This window comes from Neomegalonema perideroedes DSM 15528 (assembly GCF_000374145.1).
In the GTDB taxonomy this organism is placed as follows: Bacteria; Pseudomonadota; Alphaproteobacteria; order Rhodobacterales; family Rhodobacteraceae; genus Neomegalonema; species Neomegalonema perideroedes.
The window spans coordinates 1386331-1406016 of the sequence record NZ_KB893653.1 but is presented as its reverse complement, the minus strand read 5'-3'; the positions used below and the strand labels follow the sequence as shown (position 1 = coordinate 1406016).

Genomic DNA, 19686 nt, shown 5'->3' with positions numbered 1-19686 from the left:
AACGATTCAGGTTCAACGGCTCGCCGCCTTCGGCGAGATGCGGCGGACCATGTCTCCGGCCGGATCCTCGTCGTTGATGGCGCGATCCGTCGTATAGACGTTTCCAAGCCCGTCCTCGGCCACATGATTGGCGTAGACGCCGCCCGGCAGATTGCCCAAGATCTCGCCTTCCGCATTGAGGATCGCGATGGTCCCCGCGCCGCGGTTGGCCACATAGATAAGGCGGTTCTTCGGCTCGAAAGCCACGTTCAGCGGAATGGCCCCGACCGGCACGTCGGCCACCACGGCGTTGGTGGTCGTGTCGAGGATCACCAGATTGTCGCTCTGCTGCGAGGCCACGTAAAGACGGTTGGTCTGGGGATCGAAAGCGACGCCGCTCGCGCCCTTGGCGCCCGGCACCGGGCCGACATAAGCGACTTCGCTGGTCAGCAGATCCACCGCCGCCCATTCGTCGCTCGGCATGCTGACCGTATACAGGCGGTCGTTGACCGGATCCAGCTCAAGGCTCATCGGCACGAATTCCTTGCCTTCGGTCTTGGAGACGAGGGCCACCGTTCCGACATGCTCCAGAGTCTTGGCGTCGAAGACCTCCAGCGTCGAGGCGCCGCGCGCCGTCGAGATATAGACCCGGCCGCGCTCTTCGTCCACGGCCACGTCGCGGGCGTGGGTCACGGCGCCCGGCGGGAATTGCTTCACCAGCGAGAGATCGGACTGACGATAGACCGCGATCGTGTCCTGACGGGTGTTGGTCGTCCAGATATTGCCGTTGGCGTCGTCCAGACCCAAGCCGTAAAGGGCGTAGAGGCCCCAGGCCGAGCCGTCGGGACGGGCGGGCGCCTCGGCGGGCGTGACGCGGGCCTCGACTTCGAGCGTCTCGGGATTCAGGCGCAGAAGCTCCGATTCCTTCACCGGCGGACGGCCCACGGCGGAGGTGGCGAAGAGCTTGCCCGTCTTGGGGCTATAGGCGGTCTGATAAAGCCCGCGCGAGGTCTTGCGGCCGAAGAGGTCGAAAGCCTCCTGTCCGGAGAACTCCAGATAGGGCGAGACATGCAGAGTCAGCTGGGCGGCGCCCGCCGGATTGCTCAGAGCCGCCTGCACGGGATAATCCCCCGGCGCGGTTCCCGCGGGCACGGTCACGACCGCCTCGAATTTGCCCTCGGCGTCCGCGAGTCCGCCCCCCAGAGCCGCCCCGCCCAAAGCGGAGCTCGTCAGGCTGACGGCCTGTCCGGGCTGAAGGCCGGCTCCGCTCACCTTCGCCTGACCGCCCGCGATCACGGAATAGGCCGCGGCGGCGGGCCCGGCGCTCAATTTGGGTCCGGCGTCCTGAGCCGAAACGGCGGGCGCGCTCACGCCGAGCAGAAGGGCCGCAAGGGCGGCGCCCCGGAAAGACGTCTTGAGTCTGGAGGCCATCGCTCGAATCTCCCTGATGATCTTATCCGCTCGACGAAGGGAGGCCGACGCCCCGCGCCTTCGCCGGTCTTCAGGCCCGCGCCGGAAGCCGGGCCGGGGTCGTGAACGCCTTAGAGCTAAAGTTGACGGATTCTGTCAAGATATTTTTCCCTCACCGGGAAAGCCGCGCGAATCTGCGGAGATTCCACGCCCTTACGCCGCCGGTCACGACGCCGAATCACGGAGCGGAGAGGAGCCGCGCCGCATAGTTGACCGAAATTCTCGGATAGACTAGTCAAAAGATAAGAACGCCCAAGCTTCGCGCTGCGGCGGAGCTTTCAGGATTTCCGCCATGGCCTCAAGCCCGCTTTCCTCCCTCCCGCCTTCCGAAGGCGGCTTCCGCAGAGTCGTCGGAGAGGATCCCACCGCCTTCGCCTTGCAGAATCTCGAAGGCGGTTTGGCGGCGCGGGGCTTCCGGCGGCTGCTGCCGGGCGGCCCGGTCGAGACTCTGGCGGCGCGGGCGGCGGAGTTCTTCGCCGCCGAGCCCGAAGGCCCGAGGCGGCTGGTCGGCGCCCTGCCCTTCGACCGCGAAGCCCATGACCGGCTCCATCAGCCTGAAAAGATCCGCGCGCTCGAAGGCCCGGCCTTCCGGCGCGGCTCCGTTCCGGCCTTGGCGGAGGGCGGTTCGCCTTGGGGCGTCTCGCCGGAGCCGACCCGCGCCGCCTATATGCGGGCCGTGGCCGAGGCGCTGAAGATCCTCCGCCGCGAGGAGGACGCCGAATTGCGCAAGGTGGTCCTCTCGCGGAGCGTGGCCATTCTGGCGGATCGCCCCATCGACCGCGAAGCCCTGCTCGCGCGGCTCGGCGAAGACCCCAGCGTGACGGTCTTCTGCGCGCCGCTCTCCGGACTCGGAGAACCGCCGCGCGCGCTGCTCGGCGCGACGCCGGAGCTGCTCGTTTCGCGCAAGGGGCGGCTGGTGGCCTCGCATCCTCTGGCGGGCTCGGCCCGTCGCGGCGGAGATCCCGAGGCGGATCGCCGTCAGGGCGAGGGGCTGCTCGCCTCCGAGAAGGATCAGCGCGAACACGCCGCCGTCGTCGAGGCCGTGGCCGAGGCCCTCGCGCCGCTTTGCGCGCGGCTGACGGTTCCGAAAACCCCCGCTCTGCGCGCGACGGCGGCCATGTGGCACCTCGGCACGCGGATCGAGGGCGAATTGAAGGAGGACGTTCCCGTCGCCGAGCTTCTGGCGCGGCTGCATCCGACTCCGGCGGTCTGCGGCCTGCCCCGCGAAGCGGCGGCGCAGGCCATCGCCCAACTGGAGGGCTATGACCGCGGCTTCTACGCGGGCGCCGTGGGCTGGCTCGACGAGGCGGGAGACGGCGAATGGTTCGTCTCGCTGCGCTGCGCCGAGATCGCGGGCGAAAAGGCGCGGCTCTACGCCGGGGCGGGCGTGGTGCCGGGCTCCACGCCGGAGGCCGAGGCCGAAGAGACCTCCGCCAAGCTGGTGACCATGCTGCGGGCGCTCGGCGTGGACGAGACGGGCCGCCATCTGACGGAGAAGGCCGCGTGAGACCTCAGCAAATCTGGCCGGAGGAATTCGCCTCGCTCTATCGCGCCAAGGGCTATTGGCGCGGCGAGAGCTTCCCAGAGATGCTCCGGGCTTTGGCAGCCGAGCATGGCGACCGCGAGGCCGTGGTTGGGGGCGATCAGAGATGGACCTACGCCGAATTGCTCGCCCGCGCCGAAGGCGCGGCGGCGGGCTTTCGGGCGCTCGGCTGGGAGCCGGGGGACCGGGTGGTGGTCCATCTGCCCAACATCCCCGAATTCTTCAGCGTGATCTTCGGGCTGTTTCTGGCGCGGCTGATTCCGGTCTACGCCCTGCCCGCCCATCGCCTGACGGAGATCCGCCATTTCGCCACGAAAAGCGAGGCCGTGGGCTATGTGGCGGCGGATCGCTGGGACGGCTTCGATCATCGCGGCCTCGCGCGGGCTTTGCGCGAGGAGCGGCCGGAGATCAAGGCCGTGATTCTCGGCGAGGCCGAAGACTTCGCCGATTTCCGCGCCTTTCCGGATGAGAAGCTCAAAGGCGAGCCGGAGCCTTCGCCTTCCGATGTCGCTTTTCTGCAAATCTCCGGCGGCAGCACGGGATTGTCGAAACTCATTCCGCGCACCCATGACGATTATATCTACAGCTTCCGCGCCAGCGCCGAAATCTGCGGCCTGACGCCTGAAAGCGTTTATCTCGTCGCGCTTCCGGCGGCGCATAATTTCCCCATGTCCTCGCCGGGCTTTATGGGCGCCTTCTCCGTCGGGGCGAAGGTGGTCCTCGCGCCGAGCCCCAGCCCGGAGGCCGCCTTTCCCCTCATCGCCCGCGAGCGCGTGACGATCACGGGGCTGGTGCCGCCTCTGGCGCTGCTCTGGGCTCAGGCGGCGGGGGCCGCGACCGAGGATCTGTCCTCGCTGAAGGTCTTGCAGGTCGGAGGCGCCAAGCTCATTCCGGAGGCGGCGCGGCGCATCGGCCCGGCCCTCGGCTGCAAGCTGCAACAGGTCTTCGGCATGGCCGAGGGCTTGGTGAACTACACCCGCCTCGACGATCCCGAAGCCGTCGCGCTGGAGACCCAAGGCCGCCCCATCAGCCCCGACGACGAGATTCTGATCCTCGACGACGCGGGGAATCCAGTCCCTGAAGGCGAGCCGGGGAATCTGCTGACGCGCGGCCCCTACACCATCCGCGCCTATCACGACGACCCCGCCGCCAACGCCCGCAGCTTCACCCCCGACGGCTTTTATCGCACCGGCGACGTGGTCAAGCGCACGCCTGAGGGGAACCTCGTGGTTCAGGGCCGCGCCACGGACCACATCAACCGCGCGGGCGAAAAGATCTCCGCCGAGGAGATCGAGGATCATCTCCTCGCCCACCCCGAGATCTTCGACGCGGCGGTGGTGTCTCTGCCGGATCCCTCCCTCGGAGAGCGGATCTGCGCCTTCGTCATCCGCAATCCCGGCGCCGAGGCTCTGAAGGGACCGCAGGTCAAAGCCTTCATGAGGGGCCGCGAGCTCGCGGGGTTCAAGATTCCCGATCAGGTGGTCTTCGTCCCCGATTTCGAGACCACCGCCGTCGGCAAGATCAGCCGCAAGGCTCTGCGGGCGGCGCTCCGCGCGCGTTATCTCGCTGAACAAGAGGCCAAAAATTGAGTCTGCCGCAGATCGCGCCCTATCCTCTGCCGGGCGAAGCCGAAATTCCAGCGGCGAAAGGGCCTTGGGTTCCGGAGACCGCCCGCGCGGCGCTGTTGATCCATGACATGCAGCGCTATTTCGCGCGGATCTTCCCCGCCGGCGAGTCGCCTCTGGCTCCCGCCGTGGCGAACATCGCGCGTTTGGCGGCTCATTGCCGGGCGAAGGGGATTCCGGTCTTCTACACCGCCCAGATCGGAAATCAGGATCGCCGCGACCGGGGCCTTCAGGCCGATCTCTGGGGGCCGGGCATGTCCCATACGCCCGAGCATGAGGAGATCCTCCCCGAGCTTGCGCCCCAACCCGGCGACTTCACCCTTGTGAAGCATCGCTACAGCGCCTTTCAGCGGAGCAATCTTGAGCATCTGCTGAGGGTCCGGGGCCGGGATCAATTGCTGATCACAGGGATCTACGCCCATATCGGCTGCATGGCGACCGCCGTCGAGGCCTTCCAGCGCGACGTCGAGGCTTTCATGATCGCCGACGCCCTCGCCGATTTCTCCTGCGAAGAGCAGGATATGGCGCTGAAATGGACCGCCGGACGCTGCGCGGGCGTCCTCTCGACCGCTCAGATTCTGAACCGCCTCGCCTGAACAGGAGCGCCGCCATGGCCTTAACCCTTGAGCGCATGCGCGCCGACGTCGCCGCCAAGATCCACGAAGAGCCGGAGGCCGTGGGCGATCACGAGAACCTGATGGATCTCGGCCTCGATTCCATGCGGCTGATGGAGTTGACGCTCCTCTGGCGCGAGGCGGGCACGGCGGCGGGCTTCGCGGAATTCGCCGAGAAATCGACGCTGGCGGAATGGTGGGCTTTGGTCCAAGCGCGCCCGAAGGCGGCCTGACATGGCTGCGGATCCTTTCGACCTGACCGCCCCCGAAGGCGTCCCCCTGACCGAGGCTCAGGAAGGGCTTTGGCGCTTTCAGGCGATGGATCCGGATAATCCCATCCTCAACGCGGGGCAATATCTGGAGATCCTCGGTCCTCTCGACGTCGCGGCCTTCGCCGAGGCCGTGCGGGGCATGATCGCCGAAACCGAGGCTCTGCGCCTGCGCTTTCGGGAGACGCCTCAAGGCCCGCGCCAGCGCCTCGCGGCGGAATTCCCCGCCATGGCGGTCTCCGACCATAGTCGCGCCCCCGATCCCGAGGCGGCGGCTCTGGCCATGATGCGCGCGGATTCGGACAAGCCGCTGGATCTGGCGCGCGACGCCGCGGCTGCTTTTCATCTGCATCTCCTCGGGCCGGAGCGCGCCTTCTGGTATGAGCGCGTGCATCATCTTTGCCTCGACGGCTATGGCGTGGCGCTAATCACGGATCGCGCCGCCGAGCGCTATGCGGCCTTGAAGGGCGGCCCGGCGGCGGGTCCGGATTTCGGGCCTTTGCGTCTGGCTCTGGAGGCCGACGCCGAATATCGCGCCTCCGCCCGCCGCGCGCAGGACGCCGCATGGGGAAGGGAGGCGATGGCGGGCGCTCCCGAAGCTCTCGGGATGAAGCCCGGACGCGCCGTCTCGGGCCATGGCTTCCATCGCGCGACGCGGCTTTTGCCGCCCGAATTCCTCGCCCGCCTGCGCGATTTCGCCCGCAACCAGAACGCCACTTGGCCGGATCTCGTCACGGCTTTGACCGGAGCCTATGTCCAGCGCTTCACGGGCGGCCCGGAGGCGGTGCTCGGCGTCCCCTTCATGGCGCGGCTGGGCGGTTCTCTGGCGCGTCTGCCCTGCATGGCGATGAACGTGCCGCCTCTGCGGATGATCCCCGATGAAGAAGCGGTTTTGGGCGATTGGCTCAAGGGCGTTTCGAAAAGCCTGATCGCCTTGCGTCGCCATGGCCGCTATCGCGCCGAGGCTCTGCGCCGCGATCTCGGCCGCATCGGCGGAGGCAGGCGGCTGCATGGGCCGCTCATCAACATCCAGCCTTTCGACTCGGCGCCGAAGATGCCGGGGCTGGAGACGCGCCTCCATATCCTCAGCGCGGGCGCGGTGGAGGACTTCACCTTCAGCTTCCGGGGCGACGCTCATGAAGGCGCGATCTTCGAGGCGGATTCCAATCCCGCGCTTTATTCCGCCGAAGAGACCGAGGCCCATGCGGATCGCTTCCTCGCCTTTCTGGAGGGCGCGCTCAAGGCGGAGCGCCTCGCGGACCTGCCGACCGCCAGCCCCGCCGAGGCCCGGCGTTTCCTCGTCGAGGCCAACGCCACGGAGCATCCTTTCCCTGATCAGGCGACCCTGATCGGCCTGATCCTTGAGAAGCTGCGTGAGCGCCCCCAAGCCGAGGCTCTGCGCTTCGAAGGCGAGAGCCTGACCAACGCCGAGCTTGACGCCCGCACAGGCGCCTTGGCGGCGAAGCTGAAGGAATTGGGCGCGGGGCCGGATCGGGTGGTGGCGGTCGCTTTGCCGCGTTCGACGGAGTTGATCGTGGCGCTTCTGGCGATTCAGCGCGCCGGAGCGGCTTACTTGCCCATCGACCTTGAGCATCCCCCCGCCCGCCGCAAACGCGTGCTGGATCTTGCGGCCCCGGTCCTGACGCTTCGCCGCGCCGAAGACGCCGAGGCCTTCGCGGGCTTCCCCGCCCTGACGCCCGACCAATGGCCGAGGACCGGCGAGGCCCCGCCGCCTGCCGCAGGGCCGGAGAACCTCGCCTATGTGATCTTCACCTCCGGCTCCACGGGCGAGCCCAAGGGCGTGATGATCGAGCATCGGGCCATCGTCAACCGCCTGATCTGGATGCGCGAATATTACGGCTTCGCCCCCGGAGAACGCATCCTGCAAAAGACTCCGGCGGTCTTCGACGTCTCCGTCTGGGAGTTCTTCCTCGCCTTCCTGAGCGGCGAGACTCTGGTGGTCGCGCCCCCCGGCGCCCATCGCGACCCTTCGGCTTTGGCGCGGATCATCCGGGATGAACGCATCGACACGCTGCATTTCACCCCCTCGATGCTCTCGGCTTTTCTGGCGGCGCCGGAATCTCTGGGCCTCAAGGTCAAGCGCGTCTTTTGCAGCGGCGAGGAATTGACCGCCGATCAGCGCGAACGCTTCCATGCGCGGATTTCCGGCGAACTCCACAACCTCTACGGCCCGACCGAGGCCGCCGTGGACGTGACCTTCTGGCCCGCGACGCCCGAAGATCATTCCTCGCCGGTGCCGATTGGCTTTCCGGTCTGGAACACGCGGCTTTACGCTCTGGATTCCCGTTTGCGGCCTCTGCCCGCCGGGCTGGCCGGAGACCTCTATCTCGGCGGCGTGCAATTGGCGCGCGGCTATCTCGGGCGGCCGGACCTCACGGCGGAGCGCTTCCCGCCCGATCCCTTCCGCCCCGGCGAACGCATTTATGCGACGGGCGATCTCGCCCGCTGGCGGCCCGACGGCGCCATGGAGTTCCTCGGGCGCTCGGATCATCAGGTGAAGATCCGCGGCCAGCGCATCGAACTCGGCGAGATCGAAGCGGCGATCCTCGGGACGGGCCTCGCGCGGGAGGCCGCCGTGATCGCCCGCGAGGATCAGCCGGGCGTCAAGCGTCTGACGGCCTATGTGGTCCCGGCGACGGGCTATGAGGCCGAACAGCTGCGGGCGGCTCTGGCGGCTTCCCTGACTCCCGCCATGATCCCGAGCCATCTCCTCGCCCTGCCCGCCCTGCCGCTGAACGTCAACGGCAAGCTGGACCGCGCCGCCCTGCCCGCTCCCGCTCTTGAGGAGGGCGGCCCGAGCCGTCCCGCCACTCCGGAGGAGGCGAAGCTCGCAGGTCTCGTGGCGGAGGTTCTGGAGCTTCCCCACGCCCCCGGCCCGGAGTCCGACTTTTTCCGCCTCGGCGGAGATTCCCTTCTGGCGATGCGCCTTGCTCTGCGCATCCGCGAGGTCTTCGGCAAAGATCCCGGCGTGGGCGCGATCTTCGATTCCGCCTCTCTGGCTGAAATCGCGGCCCGCGTCCTCGCGGCGGAGGGCCCCGCCGAAGGTCTGGAGCCTCTGCTCTTGCTGGCTAAAGGCGACCCCGAAGCGCCGCCGATCTTCCTCGCCCATCCGGCGGGGGGCTTGGGCTGGGGCTATCGCGCTTTGGCCAAGGCCCTCGCGCCCGCGCGTTCGGTCTATGCGCTGCAAGCGCCTTCCCTCACCGGAGCGGCGCCTTTCGCCAGCCTCGACGCCCTCGCCGAGGATTACGCCGCCCGCGTCGCGGAGGCCGTTCCGCAAGGGCCGATCCATCTGGCGGGCTGGTCGGTGGGCGGGGTGATCGTTCAGGCCATGGCGGCGAAGCTCGCGGAGCGGGGGCGCGAGGTCGGGCTTGCGGCTTTGCTCGATTCCTATCCCGCCGAGGTCTGGCGCGGTCGCCCCGAACCCAGCGAGGCCGAGGCTCTGCGGGCCTTCGTGGCCATCGCGGGGCTGGACCCGACCGAGGCGCCGCCTCTGGCGAACCGGGCCGAGCTTCTGGCTTATCTGCGCGAGAAAGGCGGCGGCCCGATGACCCTTTTGCCGCCCGAAGTTCTGGAAGGCGTGGTCAAGGTGGCGCTCGGGGCGAACGCCCTCGTGCGCGGCCATGAGCATCGGCCCTTCCCCGGACGCCTGACCCATATCCGCGCCGGACTGGACCATCAGAAGGATCCCGGCTTGCAGGCGGATCTCTGGCTGGCCCATTGCGCCGCGCTGGAGAAGCTGGAGGCGCCTTTCCTCCATCCTCAGCTTGTTTCGCCCGCCGCCGTGGCCGTGATCGCGCCTCTGCTGGCGGAGCGGCTCGCCCAATTCGATCAGGAGACGGTTTGAATGCGCCCTTCCGGCTTTGAGGGAAAGCTCGCTTTCGTGACCGGCGCCGGGCGCGGCATAGGCGCGGCTCTGGTGCGGCTGCTGCTGGAGGAGGGCGCGAGGGTCTTCGCGACGGATCTCGGCTTTTCGCCGGAGATCGAGGCGCTGGCGGGCGAGAATCTGCGGCTTCATCCGCTGGACGTGCGGGATTCGGCGGCGGTCGAGGCGGCGGTCGAGGCCGCCGAGGCTTGGGCGCCCGTCGCTTACGGCGCCAACGTCGCGGGAGTCCTGACCACCGGCCTCGTCGAGGAGACCACGGACGAGGCTTGGCGTCAGGTCTTCGCGGTGAACGTCGACGGGGTGTTTCATGTCTCGCGGGCTTTGGCGAAACGCATGAAGCCGCGCAAAAGCGGCGCCCTCGTCACGGTGGCGAGCAATGCGGCGGGCGTGCCGCGTCACGCCATGGCGGCTTACGGAGCCTCGAAAGCGGCCTCGGCCATGTTCACGCGCTGCCTTGGACTGGAGCTGGCGCCTTTCGGAATCCGGGCGAACATCGTCGCGCCGGGCTCGACGCTGACGCCGATGCAAACCGGCATGTGGGCCGATGATCAGGGCGCCGCGCGGGTGATCGCGGGCTTCCCGGAGCAATATAAGGTCGGGATTCCGCTTGGCAAACTCGCCACGCCGGAGGATGTGGCGGAGGCGGCGGCCTTCCTGCTCTCGGATCGGGCCGGACATGTGACCATGGCCGAGATCTATGTCGACGGAGGCGCCACGCTCAAAGCGTGACGCCTGATTTCGTCTTTAGATTTGCGCGCAATTTATCCGAAAATTCTGCCAACTTTTCGGATTGCGCTTGGCTCAGATAAAGCAATCCTCGATGAGCTTGCGGGTGTTCTCCGGGGTCATGGCCACGGGATTTCCGCCCACGCTCGGATCTTCGAGGGCCTTGGCGGTCAGCTCCTCAAGGCGATCCTGCGGGACTCTGAGTTCGGTCAGGTTCTTGGGCGCCCCCACCTCGTCGCGGAGCTTCAGCGCGGCTTCGTAAAAGCCGTCGAAGCCCCCGGAGATTCCGAGATAAGCCGCCGCCTGAGCGAGCCGCCCCTCCACCGCCGGACGATTGAAGCGCAGCGCCGCCGCCATGACCGCCGCATTGGTCGCGCCGTGATGGGTGTTGTAGATCGCGCCGACCGGATGGCTGATCGCATGGATCGCCCCGAGGCCCTTTTGAAAGGCCACGGCGCCCATGGCCCCCGCCGCGAGCATCTGCGCGCGGGCCTCCATATCGCCGCCGTCCTTCACCGCGCGGGGGAGATAGTCCCGCACGATGCGCAGACCCTCCAGCGCGATCCCCTGAGACATCGGATGGAAGAAAGGCGAGCAATAGGCTTCGAGGCAATGGGCGAAAGCGTCCATGCCCGTCCAAGCGGTGAGGTTCGGCGGCAGATCGCGCGTCAGGCCCGGATCGGCGATCACCACGGCGGGGAGCATCTTCGGATGGAAGATGATCTTCTTCATCTCGGTGACGGTGTCGGTGATGAGGCTGGCGCGCCCCACCTCGGAGCCGGTGCCCGCCGTGGTCGGAACCGCCACGATGGGCGCGATTCCCTTCGGATCGGCGCGGGTCCACCAATCGCCGACGTCCTCGAAATCCCAGAGCGGCCGCGTCTGGCCGGACATGAAGGCCACCGCCTTGCCCAAATCCAGCCCCGAGCCGCCGCCGAAGGCGATCACGCCGTCATGACCGCCCGCTTTGTAAGCCTCCAAGCCCGCCGCGAGGTTCTTTTCCGTGGGATTGGAATCCACCTGAGAAAAGATCGCCTCGCCGAGGCCCGCCTCGCGCATGAGTCCGAGAGTCTTCGCCACGATAGGCAGAGCCGCCAGCCCCCGGTCGGTGACCAACAGAGGCCGCTTGAGCCCCGCCGCCGCGCAGGCCTCGCCGATCTCGGAGATGCGGCCTTCGCCGAAACGAACGGCGGTGGGATAGGACCAATTCGCCCGCGTCATGATCAGAGCCTCTTCAGGTGGTAGGATTTCGGACGGGTCAGATTATGGTAGCCGATCACCGAAAGCGCGCCGCCGCGTCCGGTGTCCTTGCGGCCCGTCCAGACCAGAGCCGGGTCGAGGTAATCGGCGCGGTTCATGAAGATGGTGCCGGTCTCGATCAGGGCGCCGAGGCGCTGGGCGCGCTCAGGATCTTGCGTCCAGAGGCTGGCGGTGAGGCCATAAGGGCTGTCGTTCATCAGGCGCAGGGCCTCTTCGTCGTCCTTCACCTTCATGATCCCGACGACCGGCCCAAAACTCTCCTCGCGCATGACGCGCATGTCGTGATTCACATAGGTCAGAATCTGCGGCGTGAGGTAAACCCCGCCGTCGTCCTCGGCCATGGTGGGGATATGGGCCTTGGCGCCCGCCGCCACGGCTTCGGCGGTCTGGGCGCGCACGAGCGCCGCGAAGCGTTTATGCGCCATCGGGCCGAGGGTGGTCGTCTGATCCAGCGGATTCCCGAGCTTATAAGCGCGGGTCAGCGCCACGGCCTTGTCGAGGAAATCCTCATAGAGGCTTTCATGGACGTAAATCCGCTCGATGCCGCAGCAGCATTGCCCCGCGTTATACATGGCGCCGTCGACCAGCGTTTCGACCGCCGCGTCGAGATTCGCGTCGGCCATGACGTAGCCGGGGTCTTTGCCGCCCAGCTCCAGCCCGAGCGGCGTGAAGGTGCCCGCCGCGGCGCGCTCCATGGCCTGTCCGCCCGCCACCGAGCCGGTGAAATTCACGAAGTCGAAGGCCCGCGCGGCGATCAGGCCGCTGGTGGTCTCATGATCGAGATAGAGATTCTGAACCACATCCTCCGGCACGCCGCCCGCATGCAGCGCCTCGACGATCCGCGCGCCGGTGAGCAAAGTCTGCGTCGCGGGCTTGAGGATCACCACATTGCCCGCCATCAGCGCCGGAACCACCGTGTTGATCGCGGTCAGGAAGGGATAATTCCACGGCGCCACCACCAGAACCACGCCATGCGGCTCGCGGCGGATGCGGCGGATGAATTTCGCGCTCTCCTCGATCTCGATGGGCGCAAGGGTCGCGGCGGCGATCTCGGCCATATAGGCGGTGCGGTCGCGCACGCCGCCATATTCGCCGCCATAGCGCGAGGGGCGGCCCATCTGCCAAGCCAGCTCCACCGCCACCTCGGCGTTGCGCTCGCCGAGGATCTCGATTCCGCGCTTCACCAGAGCCACGCGCTCCGCCAGCGGACGCGCGGCCCAAGCGGCCTGAGCCTTGCGCGCCCGGGCGACGGCGGCTTCGGCCTCGGCGCGGCTGGCGGCGGGGCGCTCGGCGTAGACGGAGCCGTCCACGGGCGAGACGCATTTCAGAATGGTCGTCATCTTCTTCGTCTCCTCAGAAATTCTTCCCGGCGAGGCTCAGCAGCGCTCGAAGCCGCGCGCGACCTCCCAGTCGGTCACGACGCGCTCATGCTCCTCCACCTCCCAGAGGGCGGCGCGGACATAATGATCGACCACCTCCCCGCCGAAGGCCGCGCGCATCAGGGCCGAGCCGTCGAGGGCTTCGGCGGCCTCCTTGAGCGTGCGCGGCAGAGGCGTCGCGTCGCCGTCATAGGCGTCGCCTGCGAAGGGCGCGCCGAGCTTCAGCTTTTTCTCGACGCCCGCGATTCCCGCCGCGATCAGGGCCGCCATGGCGAGATAGGGGTTCAGATCGGCGCCGCCGATGCGGCATTCCATACGCACGGCCTTCGTGCCCTCGCCGCAGAGCCGATATCCGGCGGTGCGGTTGTCGGGAGACCAGACGGCGGAGGTCGGGGCGAAGCTGCTGCGCGCGAAGCGCTTATAGCTGTTCACATAGGGCGCGAGGAAGATCATGAGCTCATGAGTATGGGCCATCTGCCCCGCCGTGAAGGCGCGCATGAGCTTGGACATGCCGTGTTCGGCCTTGGGATCGTAAAAGGCCGGATTCCCCTTGGCGTCCTGAAGCGACATATGGATATGGCTGGAGGAGCCGACGCGGGCGTGATTCCACTTCGCCATGAAGGTGATGGACTTGCCCTTGCTCCAGGCGATCTCCTTACAGCCGTTCTTGACGATCACATGGTTGTCGGCGGTGTCGAGGGCGTCGGAATAGCGGATGTTGATCTCCTCCTGCCCCGCCTCGGCCTCGCCCTTGGAGTTCTCGACCGGCAGGCCCGCGCCGTAAAGCCCGTTGCGGATGGCCCGCATCACGTCTTCTTCCTTGGTGGTCTGGAAGATCGCGTAATCCTCGTTATAGCCGCTCACCGGCTTGAGATCGCGAAAGCCGTGATCGCGCAAATGGTCATAACTCTGGTCGAAGAGGAAGAATTCAAGCTCCGTCGCCATCATGGGCTTGAGCCCCATGGCCTCCAGACGGGCGATCTGCTTTTTGAGCATGGCGCGCGGCGAATGCGCGATCTCATGATCGCCGTGATGGTCCAGCACGTCGCAGAGGACCAGCGCCGTCTTCTCCAGCCAAGGGATGCGGCGCAGAGTGGCGAGGTCGGGCTTCATCATGTAGTCGCCGTAGCCCGCGCGCCAGCCGGTCGAGAGGTAGCCCGCGACCGTGTTCATCTCCAGATCGGTCGCGAGGAGATAATTGCAGCAATGGCTCTCCTCGAAGGCGCTCTCGACGAAATGGCGCGCATGGAAGCGCTTGCCCATCAGACGGCCCTGCATGTCGACGATGGCGGCGACCACCGTGTCGATCTCTCCGGCCTCGACGGCCTCGCGCAATGCGTCGAAGCTCAGATTCCCCGGCATTCGGTCCCCTCATGTCTCTGTCTGGGCGCCCTGAAATTGATCGTTCGAGCGCGTTGAAACGGTCGGACGCCGCCCCCGAAAGCCTCCCCCTCAGACCTTCCGCGCGCCGATCTCCGGCATAGTAGAGCGCAATCCGAAAACTGGAAACCGCTTTTCAGGCATGGGGAATCCGGCTTGAGCCTCCCGGCTTTCCGGGGAAGGAGGAAAATCTATCTGACAACTTGTCAGACATATATTGACATAAAACCGCTCTGATGTCTTACTTCCGGCCGAAACCGGTCCGATTCAAAAATCCGGCCGCATAAAACGCCTTTCGAAGCTTCAGGGAGCGAGCATGATCATCACCGATGTCGAGGTCCGGGTCTTCCGCACCACGACCCGCCGTCACTCCGACAGCGCGGGCCACGCCCATCCGGGTCCGGCCCATCAGGTTCCTCAGGCCATGCTCACCCTGCGCACGGAGGACGGCCATGAAGGCCATTCCTTCACCGCCCCCGAGATCGTTCGTCCGCATGTGATCGAGAAATTCGTCAAGAAGGTGCTGATCGGACAGGACCACCGCGACCGTGAAAGGCTCTGGCAGGATCTCGCGCATTGGCAGCGCGGCTCAGCGGCGCAATTGACCGACCGCACCTTGGCCGTGGTGGATTGCGCGCTCTGGGATCTCGCCGGAAGGACGCTGAACCAGCCGGTCTATAAGCTCATCGGCGCCTATCGCGATAAAGTCCCGGCCTATGGCTCGATCATGTGCGGCGACGAGATGGAGGGCGGCCTCGCCACCCCCGAGGATTACGGCCGCTTCGCCGAGACCCTCGTGAAGCGCGGCTATCAGGGGATCAAGCTGCACACCTGGATGCCTCCAGTGAGCTGGGCGCCCGACGTGAAGATGGATCTGAAGGCCTGCGCCGCCGTGCGCGAGGCCGTCGGGCCGGACGTCCGCCTGATGATCGACGCCTTCCACTGGTATTCCCGCAGCGACGCCCTCGCGCTCGGCAAGGGGCTGGAGAAGCTCGGCTTCGACTGGATCGAGGAGGCCATGGACGAGCAATCCATGTCTTCCTACAAATGGCTGGCCGAGAACCTCGACATCCCGGTGATCGGGCCGGAGAGCGCGGCGGGCAAACATTGGCATCGCGCCGAATGGATCAAAAGCGGCGCCTGCGACATCCTCCGCACCGGCGTCAACGACGTGGGCGGGATCACGCCGGCGCTCAAGACCCTGCATCTCGCCGAGAGCTTCGGCATGGATTGCGAAGTCCATGGCAACACGGCCATGAATCTGCATGTGGTCGCCGCCGTGAAGAATTGCCGCTGGTATGAGCGCGGGCTGCTCCATCCCTTCCTCGAATATGACGACGGCCATGATTATCTGAAATCGCTCTCCGATCCGATGGATGGGGAAGGCTTCGTCCATGTGCCGGATCGTCCGGGTCTGGGCGAGGAGATCGACTTCGACTTCATCGAAAACAACCGCATCTCCTGAGGAGCGAACCGGCATGAAGGAGATCCTCGCTTTCGGCGACAGCCTCACCTGGGGCGCGGATCCCTCGACGGGGCTGCGTCATCCTCCGGCCTTTCAATGGCCCCACGCGCTGGAGGCCGAATTAGCCGGAGCCGCGCGGGTGGTCGCCGACGGCCTCGGCGGGCGGACCACCTGCCGCGACGATCATGGCGGCCCCGCCTGCCGCAACGGCGCCAAGGCGCTGCCGGGGGCTCTGGCGGCGCATATGCCGTTGGATCTCGTCATCTTCCTGCTCGGGACGAACGATCTGAAGGCGATCCATGGCGGACGCGCGGTCTCGGCTCAAGCCGGGATGCGGCGGCTGATCGAGATCGTCGAGACTTTCCCCTTTAAGCCCCGCTCCGCCAAACCGAAGATTCTGATCGTGGCGCCGCCGCTCTGCGGCGAGGGAAGCGGCGGGAAACCTCCGGCGGGCGGGCGCGAGATTGCGGAATCCCGGCTTCTGGCTCCGCTCTACGCCGAACTCGCCGCCACGACGGGCTGCGGCTTCTTCGACGCCGCCAGCCTGGCCGATCCCTCGCCCGCCGACGGCGTCCATCTGGAGGCCGAGGCCACGGCGGCCCTCGGACGGGCTTTGGCGGGGCCGGTCGCGGCCCTGCTGGATTAACTGAATTCGTCAAATCAAACGCCGCGGGACGGCGCTGAAACAGCCGCGCATCGCAAGCGGCGCCCGCCGAAAAGGCGGGATTGGGAGGAGATCATGAGACGCTTCTGCGCATCCGCCGCTCTGGCGGCCCTGACCGTCGCGACCTGTCTGACGGCTCCGGCTTCGGCGCGCACGCCGGAGGATCAATTCGTCGTCGCCACGACGATGAACAACATCCTGACCCTCGATCCCGCCGCCATCACCGGGCGCGAGACCGTGCAGGTGCTCAACAACATCTATGACACGCTGGTCATCCTCGACGAGGAGAAGCGCATCCTCCCCCGCCTCGCGGAAAGCTGGGAGATCGCCGAAGACCGCATGTCGGTGACCTTTCATCTGCGCAAGGACGCGGTTTTCGCCTCGGGGAATCCGGTCACGGCTCAGGACGTGGTCTGGAGCCTCACGCGGCTGATGAAGATCAACCTCGCGCAATCCTCCTTCTTCAAGTCGCGCGGCTTCTCCGCCGAGGGCTCGGAGCGGCAGTTTCAGGCGCTCGACGACCATACCTTCCTGCTGACCCTGCCCGAGCCTAACGACCCTCTGATGCTGCTCATGCTGCTGGCGCAGAACGGCCCCGGCACCATCCTCGACAGCAAGGTGGTTCGGAGCCATGCGCGCGGCGAGGATCTCGGCGCGGGCTGGCTGACGCTGAACGCGGCGGGCTCTGGACCTTTCCTGCTTGGGGAATGGGCCTCGAACGAGCATATCCTCCTCTTGCGCAACGACGGCTATTGGGGCCCGGCTCCGGCCATGTGGCGGATCATCGTGCGGCATCTGCCGGAATCCCAGACTCAACGCCTGATGCTCCGGCGCGGCGACATCGACGTCGCTTATTCGCTCCAGGCGCCCGACCTCAAGGCTCTGGCCGCCGACGACGAGATCGCCGTGGCCTCGACGCCGGGCTCGGGGTTTTATTATCTCGCCATGTCGATGAAGGACGAGCGCTTCCAAAACCAGAAGGTCCGCGAGGCCCTGCGCCTGCTCATCGACTATGAGGGCCTCGACCGCGCCGTGATGCCCTATTACGGCAAGCTGCATCAGCGGCCGATCAGCACCGGCGCCATGGGGCTTCTGCCTGATCCGGGCTATCGGCTGAACGTGGAGCGGGCCAAGGCGCTGCTCGCGGAGGCGGGGTATCCGAACGGCTTCCGCGTGACTCTGCGGGCCTTGTCGGAGGATCCCTTCATGAAGGCCGCCACCGCCATTCAGAACACGCTGACCCAAGGCGGGCTTCAGGTGGAGCTGATCACCGGCTCGGGAGATCAGATCTACGGCGCCATGCGCGACCGGAAATTCGAATTGCTCATCGGGCGCGGCGGCGGCGGACAGCAGCCCCATCCCGACAGCAATCTGCGCTCCATGGCCTATAACCCCGATAATTCCGACGCCGCCCGCCTGACCAATTACCAGAGCTGGCGCGTGAGCTTCTACGACGCCACGCTGAACCGGATGATCGAAGAAGCCCTTCTGGAGCGCGATCCGGAGACTCAGATCCGCGATTACGAGGCGATTCAGATCCATATGGATGAAGTCGCCGCGCCGATCATGCCTTTCTCCGAGGTCGTGGACACCGCCGCCTATCGCGCCGACATCGAGGGCATGATCGTCAGCCCCTGGGTTTCGCGCTTCGAGGGCGTCACGAAGAACCGCTGAAGCTTCCTCCCCAGCGGCGAACTGGCGCGCTCCCTCGCGGAGCGCGCCTTTTTATGTCTGCTTTTTATCTGCGCAGATCTCATGAAAAAGGCCGCGCGGGAAGCGCGGCCTTAAAATCAAGAGAGAACGAGAGGCTTAAGCCCGCCCCTCGTAATCCAGCGAGGCGGCGATCAATTCGCGGGCGTAAGGATGCGTCGCCTGATTTCCAAGGATGGCCTCGCGGGGCAGGATCTCGGTGATCTCGCCATGGAGCATCACCGCGAAGCGGTCGCACATATGGTCCACCACCGCGAGGTCATGGGTCACCATGACGTAGGTCAGCCCCCGCTCCTCGCGCAGACGCGCCAGAAGATTGAGGATCTCCGCCTGCACCGAGACGTCCAGCGCCGAAGTCGGCTCGTCGAGGAGCAGCAGGGCCGGTTCGAGGATCAGCGCCCGCGCGATGGCCACGCGCTGACGCTGTCCGCCCGAAAGCTGATGCGGAAAGCGGTCGAGGAAGTCGACCGGCAAGCCCACGTCGATCATGGCCCGCTTCATGCGGCCCTCATGATCGTCCAGCCCATGGATGCGCAGAGGCTCGGCGAGGGTCGTCCGCACCGATTGGCGCGGATGCAGGCTGCCATAGGGGTCTTGAAACACCATCTGGATCAGGCGGCAGCGCTGTTTGAGCGGCAATCCGCGCAGATCCCGGCCGTCGATCCTCACCTCGCCGCTCCAGATGGTCGTCAGCAGCGAGACGCAGCGCAGCACGGTGGATTTGCCGGAACCGCTCTCGCCGACCAGCCCGAAGCATTCGCCCGGCGCCACGGAGAAGCTCACCGAAGGCAGAACCTTCACCGCGTCCGGGCCTTCGCCGAAGGTGATGGAGAGGTCGCGGATCTCAAGGGAGGCGGTCATGCGGGCTGCTCCTCTGTCCATTCGGGGCGACGGTCCAGCACGGCGAGCGGCTTGCGCGGCCCGCCGATGCGCGGCTGGGCGGCCAGAAGTCCCCGCGTATAGGGATGCTGAGCCTTATGGAATTCGCCCGCCTTCAGGGTCTCGACCACCCGGCCCGCATACATGATCAGCACGCGGTCGCAGAAATTGCGGACGAGGTTGAGGTCGTGGCTGATCATGATCAGCCCGATTCCGCGATCGCGCACCAGCCCGTCGAGGATGTTCAGCACCTGAAGCCGCACCGTGACGTCCAGCGCCGAAGTCGGCTCGTCGGCGATGACGAGATCCGGATCCGCCAGCAGCATCATGGCGATCATCACGCGCTGGCCCATGCCGCCGGAGATCTCATGCGGATAAAGCTCATGCACCCGCTCGGGATCGCGGATGTTCACCGCCGCCAGCATTTCGAGGGTTTTGGCTTTGGCCTCGGCGCGGCTGACGGGGAAATGGCGCAGATAGGTCTCCGCCACTTGGCGCCCGACGCGCTGGATGGGATTCAGCGAGAATTTCGGATCCTGAAGGATCATCGACATGCGCCGTCCCCGGACCTTGAGCATCTCGGCTTCGGAGAGCGCGAGCAGGTCCAGATCCTCGAAACGGAGCTGATCCGCCGTGATCCGCGCGCCGGGCAGAAGCTTCAGCAAAGCCCGCCCCACCGTGGATTTGCCCGAACCGCTCTCGCCCACCACCCCGAGCCTCTCGCGGCCCAAGACGAAGGAGACGCCCCGCACCGAATCCGCAGGCGCGCCCGGATAACGGATGGAGAGATTGGAGACTTCCAGAATAGGATCTTGCATG

At 66.6% G+C, this 19686-nt stretch carries 15 protein-coding genes; 9 read left to right on the top strand and 6 right to left on the bottom strand.

Annotation, left to right across the window (positions count from 1 at the left end):
• Positions 1-12: 12 nt before the first annotated feature.
• Positions 13-1410 carry a YncE family protein gene (locus tag B161_RS0106580; RefSeq protein WP_018632572.1) on the bottom strand — a complete coding sequence of 466 codons (1398 nt, stop codon included), beginning with the start codon at positions 1408-1410 and terminating at the stop codon, positions 13-15.
• Positions 1411-1741: 331 nt separating this feature from the next.
• Between B161_RS0106580 and B161_RS17095 the strand changes: the two genes are divergently transcribed.
• The 6 genes from B161_RS17095 to dhbA are packed head-to-tail and all read left to right on the top strand — an operon-like array spanning position 1742 to position 10133.
• Positions 1742-2956, top strand: coding sequence for an isochorismate synthase (locus B161_RS17095; RefSeq protein ID WP_018632571.1), 1215 nt, complete (start codon positions 1742-1744; stop codon positions 2954-2956).
• Positions 2953-4581, top strand: a complete 1629-nt coding sequence (locus B161_RS0106570) for a (2,3-dihydroxybenzoyl)adenylate synthase (RefSeq protein WP_018632570.1) — start codon at positions 2953-2955, stop codon at positions 4579-4581. Before B161_RS17095 ends, B161_RS0106570 begins: the two co-directional genes overlap by 4 nt.
• Positions 4578-5213, top strand: coding sequence for an isochorismatase family protein (locus tag B161_RS0106565; protein WP_018632569.1), 636 nt, complete (start codon positions 4578-4580; stop codon positions 5211-5213). The genes B161_RS0106570 and B161_RS0106565 overlap by 4 nt, the downstream gene beginning before the upstream one ends.
• Before the next feature lie 14 nt (positions 5214-5227).
• On the top strand, positions 5228-5464 hold the full coding sequence (locus B161_RS0106560; protein WP_018632568.1) for a phosphopantetheine-binding protein: 237 nt from the start codon (positions 5228-5230) through the stop codon (positions 5462-5464).
• 1 nt (position 5465) lies between these two features.
• Positions 5466-9365: a non-ribosomal peptide synthetase gene (locus B161_RS0106555; protein ID WP_018632567.1), complete on the top strand. Its 3900-nt coding sequence runs from the start codon at positions 5466-5468 to the stop codon at positions 9363-9365.
• A complete protein-coding gene (gene dhbA / locus B161_RS0106550) occupies positions 9366-10133 on the top strand; it encodes a 2,3-dihydro-2,3-dihydroxybenzoate dehydrogenase (RefSeq protein WP_018632566.1) in 768 nt (255 codons plus the stop codon). It begins immediately after the preceding gene.
• A gap of 72 nt (positions 10134-10205) precedes the next feature.
• On the opposite strand, the gene B161_RS0106545 is transcribed toward dhbA, so the two are convergent.
• From B161_RS0106545 to B161_RS0106535, 3 genes are read right to left on the bottom strand one after another with little or no spacing between them, the layout of a single operon-like run.
• Positions 10206-11351, bottom strand: coding sequence for an iron-containing alcohol dehydrogenase (locus tag B161_RS0106545; RefSeq protein WP_018632565.1), 1146 nt, complete (start codon positions 11349-11351; stop codon positions 10206-10208).
• Positions 11352-11353: 2 nt separating this feature from the next.
• Entirely contained in the window at positions 11354-12730 is a 1377-nt protein-coding gene (locus B161_RS0106540; RefSeq protein WP_018632564.1) for an aldehyde dehydrogenase family protein, read from the bottom strand.
• A 36-nt stretch (positions 12731-12766) separates the two neighbouring features.
• Positions 12767-14131 carry a glutamine synthetase family protein gene (locus tag B161_RS0106535; RefSeq protein WP_018632563.1) on the bottom strand — a complete coding sequence of 455 codons (1365 nt, stop codon included), beginning with the start codon at positions 14129-14131 and terminating at the stop codon, positions 12767-12769.
• A gap of 334 nt (positions 14132-14465) precedes the next feature.
• Between B161_RS0106535 and B161_RS0106530 the strand changes: the two genes are divergently transcribed.
• The 3 genes from B161_RS0106530 to B161_RS0106520 all read left to right on the top strand — a co-directional run bounded on the left by B161_RS0106530 (position 14466) and on the right by B161_RS0106520 (position 17952).
• On the top strand, positions 14466-15614 hold the full coding sequence (locus B161_RS0106530) for a mandelate racemase family protein (protein WP_018632562.1): 1149 nt from the start codon (positions 14466-14468) through the stop codon (positions 15612-15614).
• Positions 15615-15627: 13 nt separating this feature from the next.
• On the top strand, positions 15628-16260 hold the full coding sequence (locus B161_RS0106525) for an SGNH/GDSL hydrolase family protein (RefSeq protein WP_018632561.1): 633 nt from the start codon (positions 15628-15630) through the stop codon (positions 16258-16260).
• A gap of 93 nt (positions 16261-16353) precedes the next feature.
• Positions 16354-17952: an ABC transporter substrate-binding protein gene (locus B161_RS0106520; RefSeq protein ID WP_018632560.1), complete on the top strand. Its 1599-nt coding sequence runs from the start codon at positions 16354-16356 to the stop codon at positions 17950-17952.
• Positions 17953-18087: 135 nt separating this feature from the next.
• On the opposite strand, the gene B161_RS0106515 is transcribed toward B161_RS0106520, so the two are convergent.
• A complete protein-coding gene (locus B161_RS0106515) occupies positions 18088-18849 on the bottom strand; it encodes an ABC transporter ATP-binding protein (protein WP_018632559.1) in 762 nt (253 codons plus the stop codon).
• Positions 18846-19685 (bottom strand): ABC transporter ATP-binding protein, encoded by an 840-nt coding sequence (locus tag B161_RS0106510; RefSeq protein ID WP_018632558.1) that lies wholly within the window; start codon positions 19683-19685, stop codon positions 18846-18848. Before B161_RS0106510 ends, B161_RS0106515 begins: the two co-directional genes overlap by 4 nt.
• Position 19686: the final 1 nt, after the last annotated feature.

Coding starts and splice junctions, on each gene's coding strand:
- B161_RS0106515 (WP_018632559.1), bottom strand. CDS start 18,849: ATGACCGCCTCCCTTGAGATCCGCGACCTCTCCATCACCTTCGGCGAA.
- B161_RS0106535 (WP_018632563.1), bottom strand. CDS start 14,131: ATGCCGGGGAATCTGAGCTTCGACGCATTGCGCGAGGCCGTCGAGGCC.
- B161_RS0106520 (WP_018632560.1), top strand. CDS start 16,354: ATGAGACGCTTCTGCGCATCCGCCGCTCTGGCGGCCCTGACCGTCGCG.
- B161_RS0106530 (WP_018632562.1), top strand. CDS start 14,466: ATGATCATCACCGATGTCGAGGTCCGGGTCTTCCGCACCACGACCCGC.
- B161_RS0106560 (WP_018632568.1), top strand. CDS start 5,228: ATGGCCTTAACCCTTGAGCGCATGCGCGCCGACGTCGCCGCCAAGATC.
- B161_RS0106525 (WP_018632561.1), top strand. CDS start 15,628: ATGAAGGAGATCCTCGCTTTCGGCGACAGCCTCACCTGGGGCGCGGAT.
- dhbA (WP_018632566.1), top strand. CDS start 9,366: ATGCGCCCTTCCGGCTTTGAGGGAAAGCTCGCTTTCGTGACCGGCGCC.
- B161_RS0106510 (WP_018632558.1), bottom strand. CDS start 19,685: ATGCAAGATCCTATTCTGGAAGTCTCCAATCTCTCCATCCGTTATCCG.
- B161_RS0106555 (WP_018632567.1), top strand. CDS start 5,466: ATGGCTGCGGATCCTTTCGACCTGACCGCCCCCGAAGGCGTCCCCCTG.
- B161_RS0106540 (WP_018632564.1), bottom strand. CDS start 12,730: ATGACGACCATTCTGAAATGCGTCTCGCCCGTGGACGGCTCCGTCTAC.
- B161_RS0106545 (WP_018632565.1), bottom strand. CDS start 11,351: ATGACGCGGGCGAATTGGTCCTATCCCACCGCCGTTCGTTTCGGCGAA.
- B161_RS0106580 (WP_018632572.1), bottom strand. CDS start 1,410: ATGGCCTCCAGACTCAAGACGTCTTTCCGGGGCGCCGCCCTTGCGGCC.
- B161_RS17095 (WP_018632571.1), top strand. CDS start 1,742: ATGGCCTCAAGCCCGCTTTCCTCCCTCCCGCCTTCCGAAGGCGGCTTC.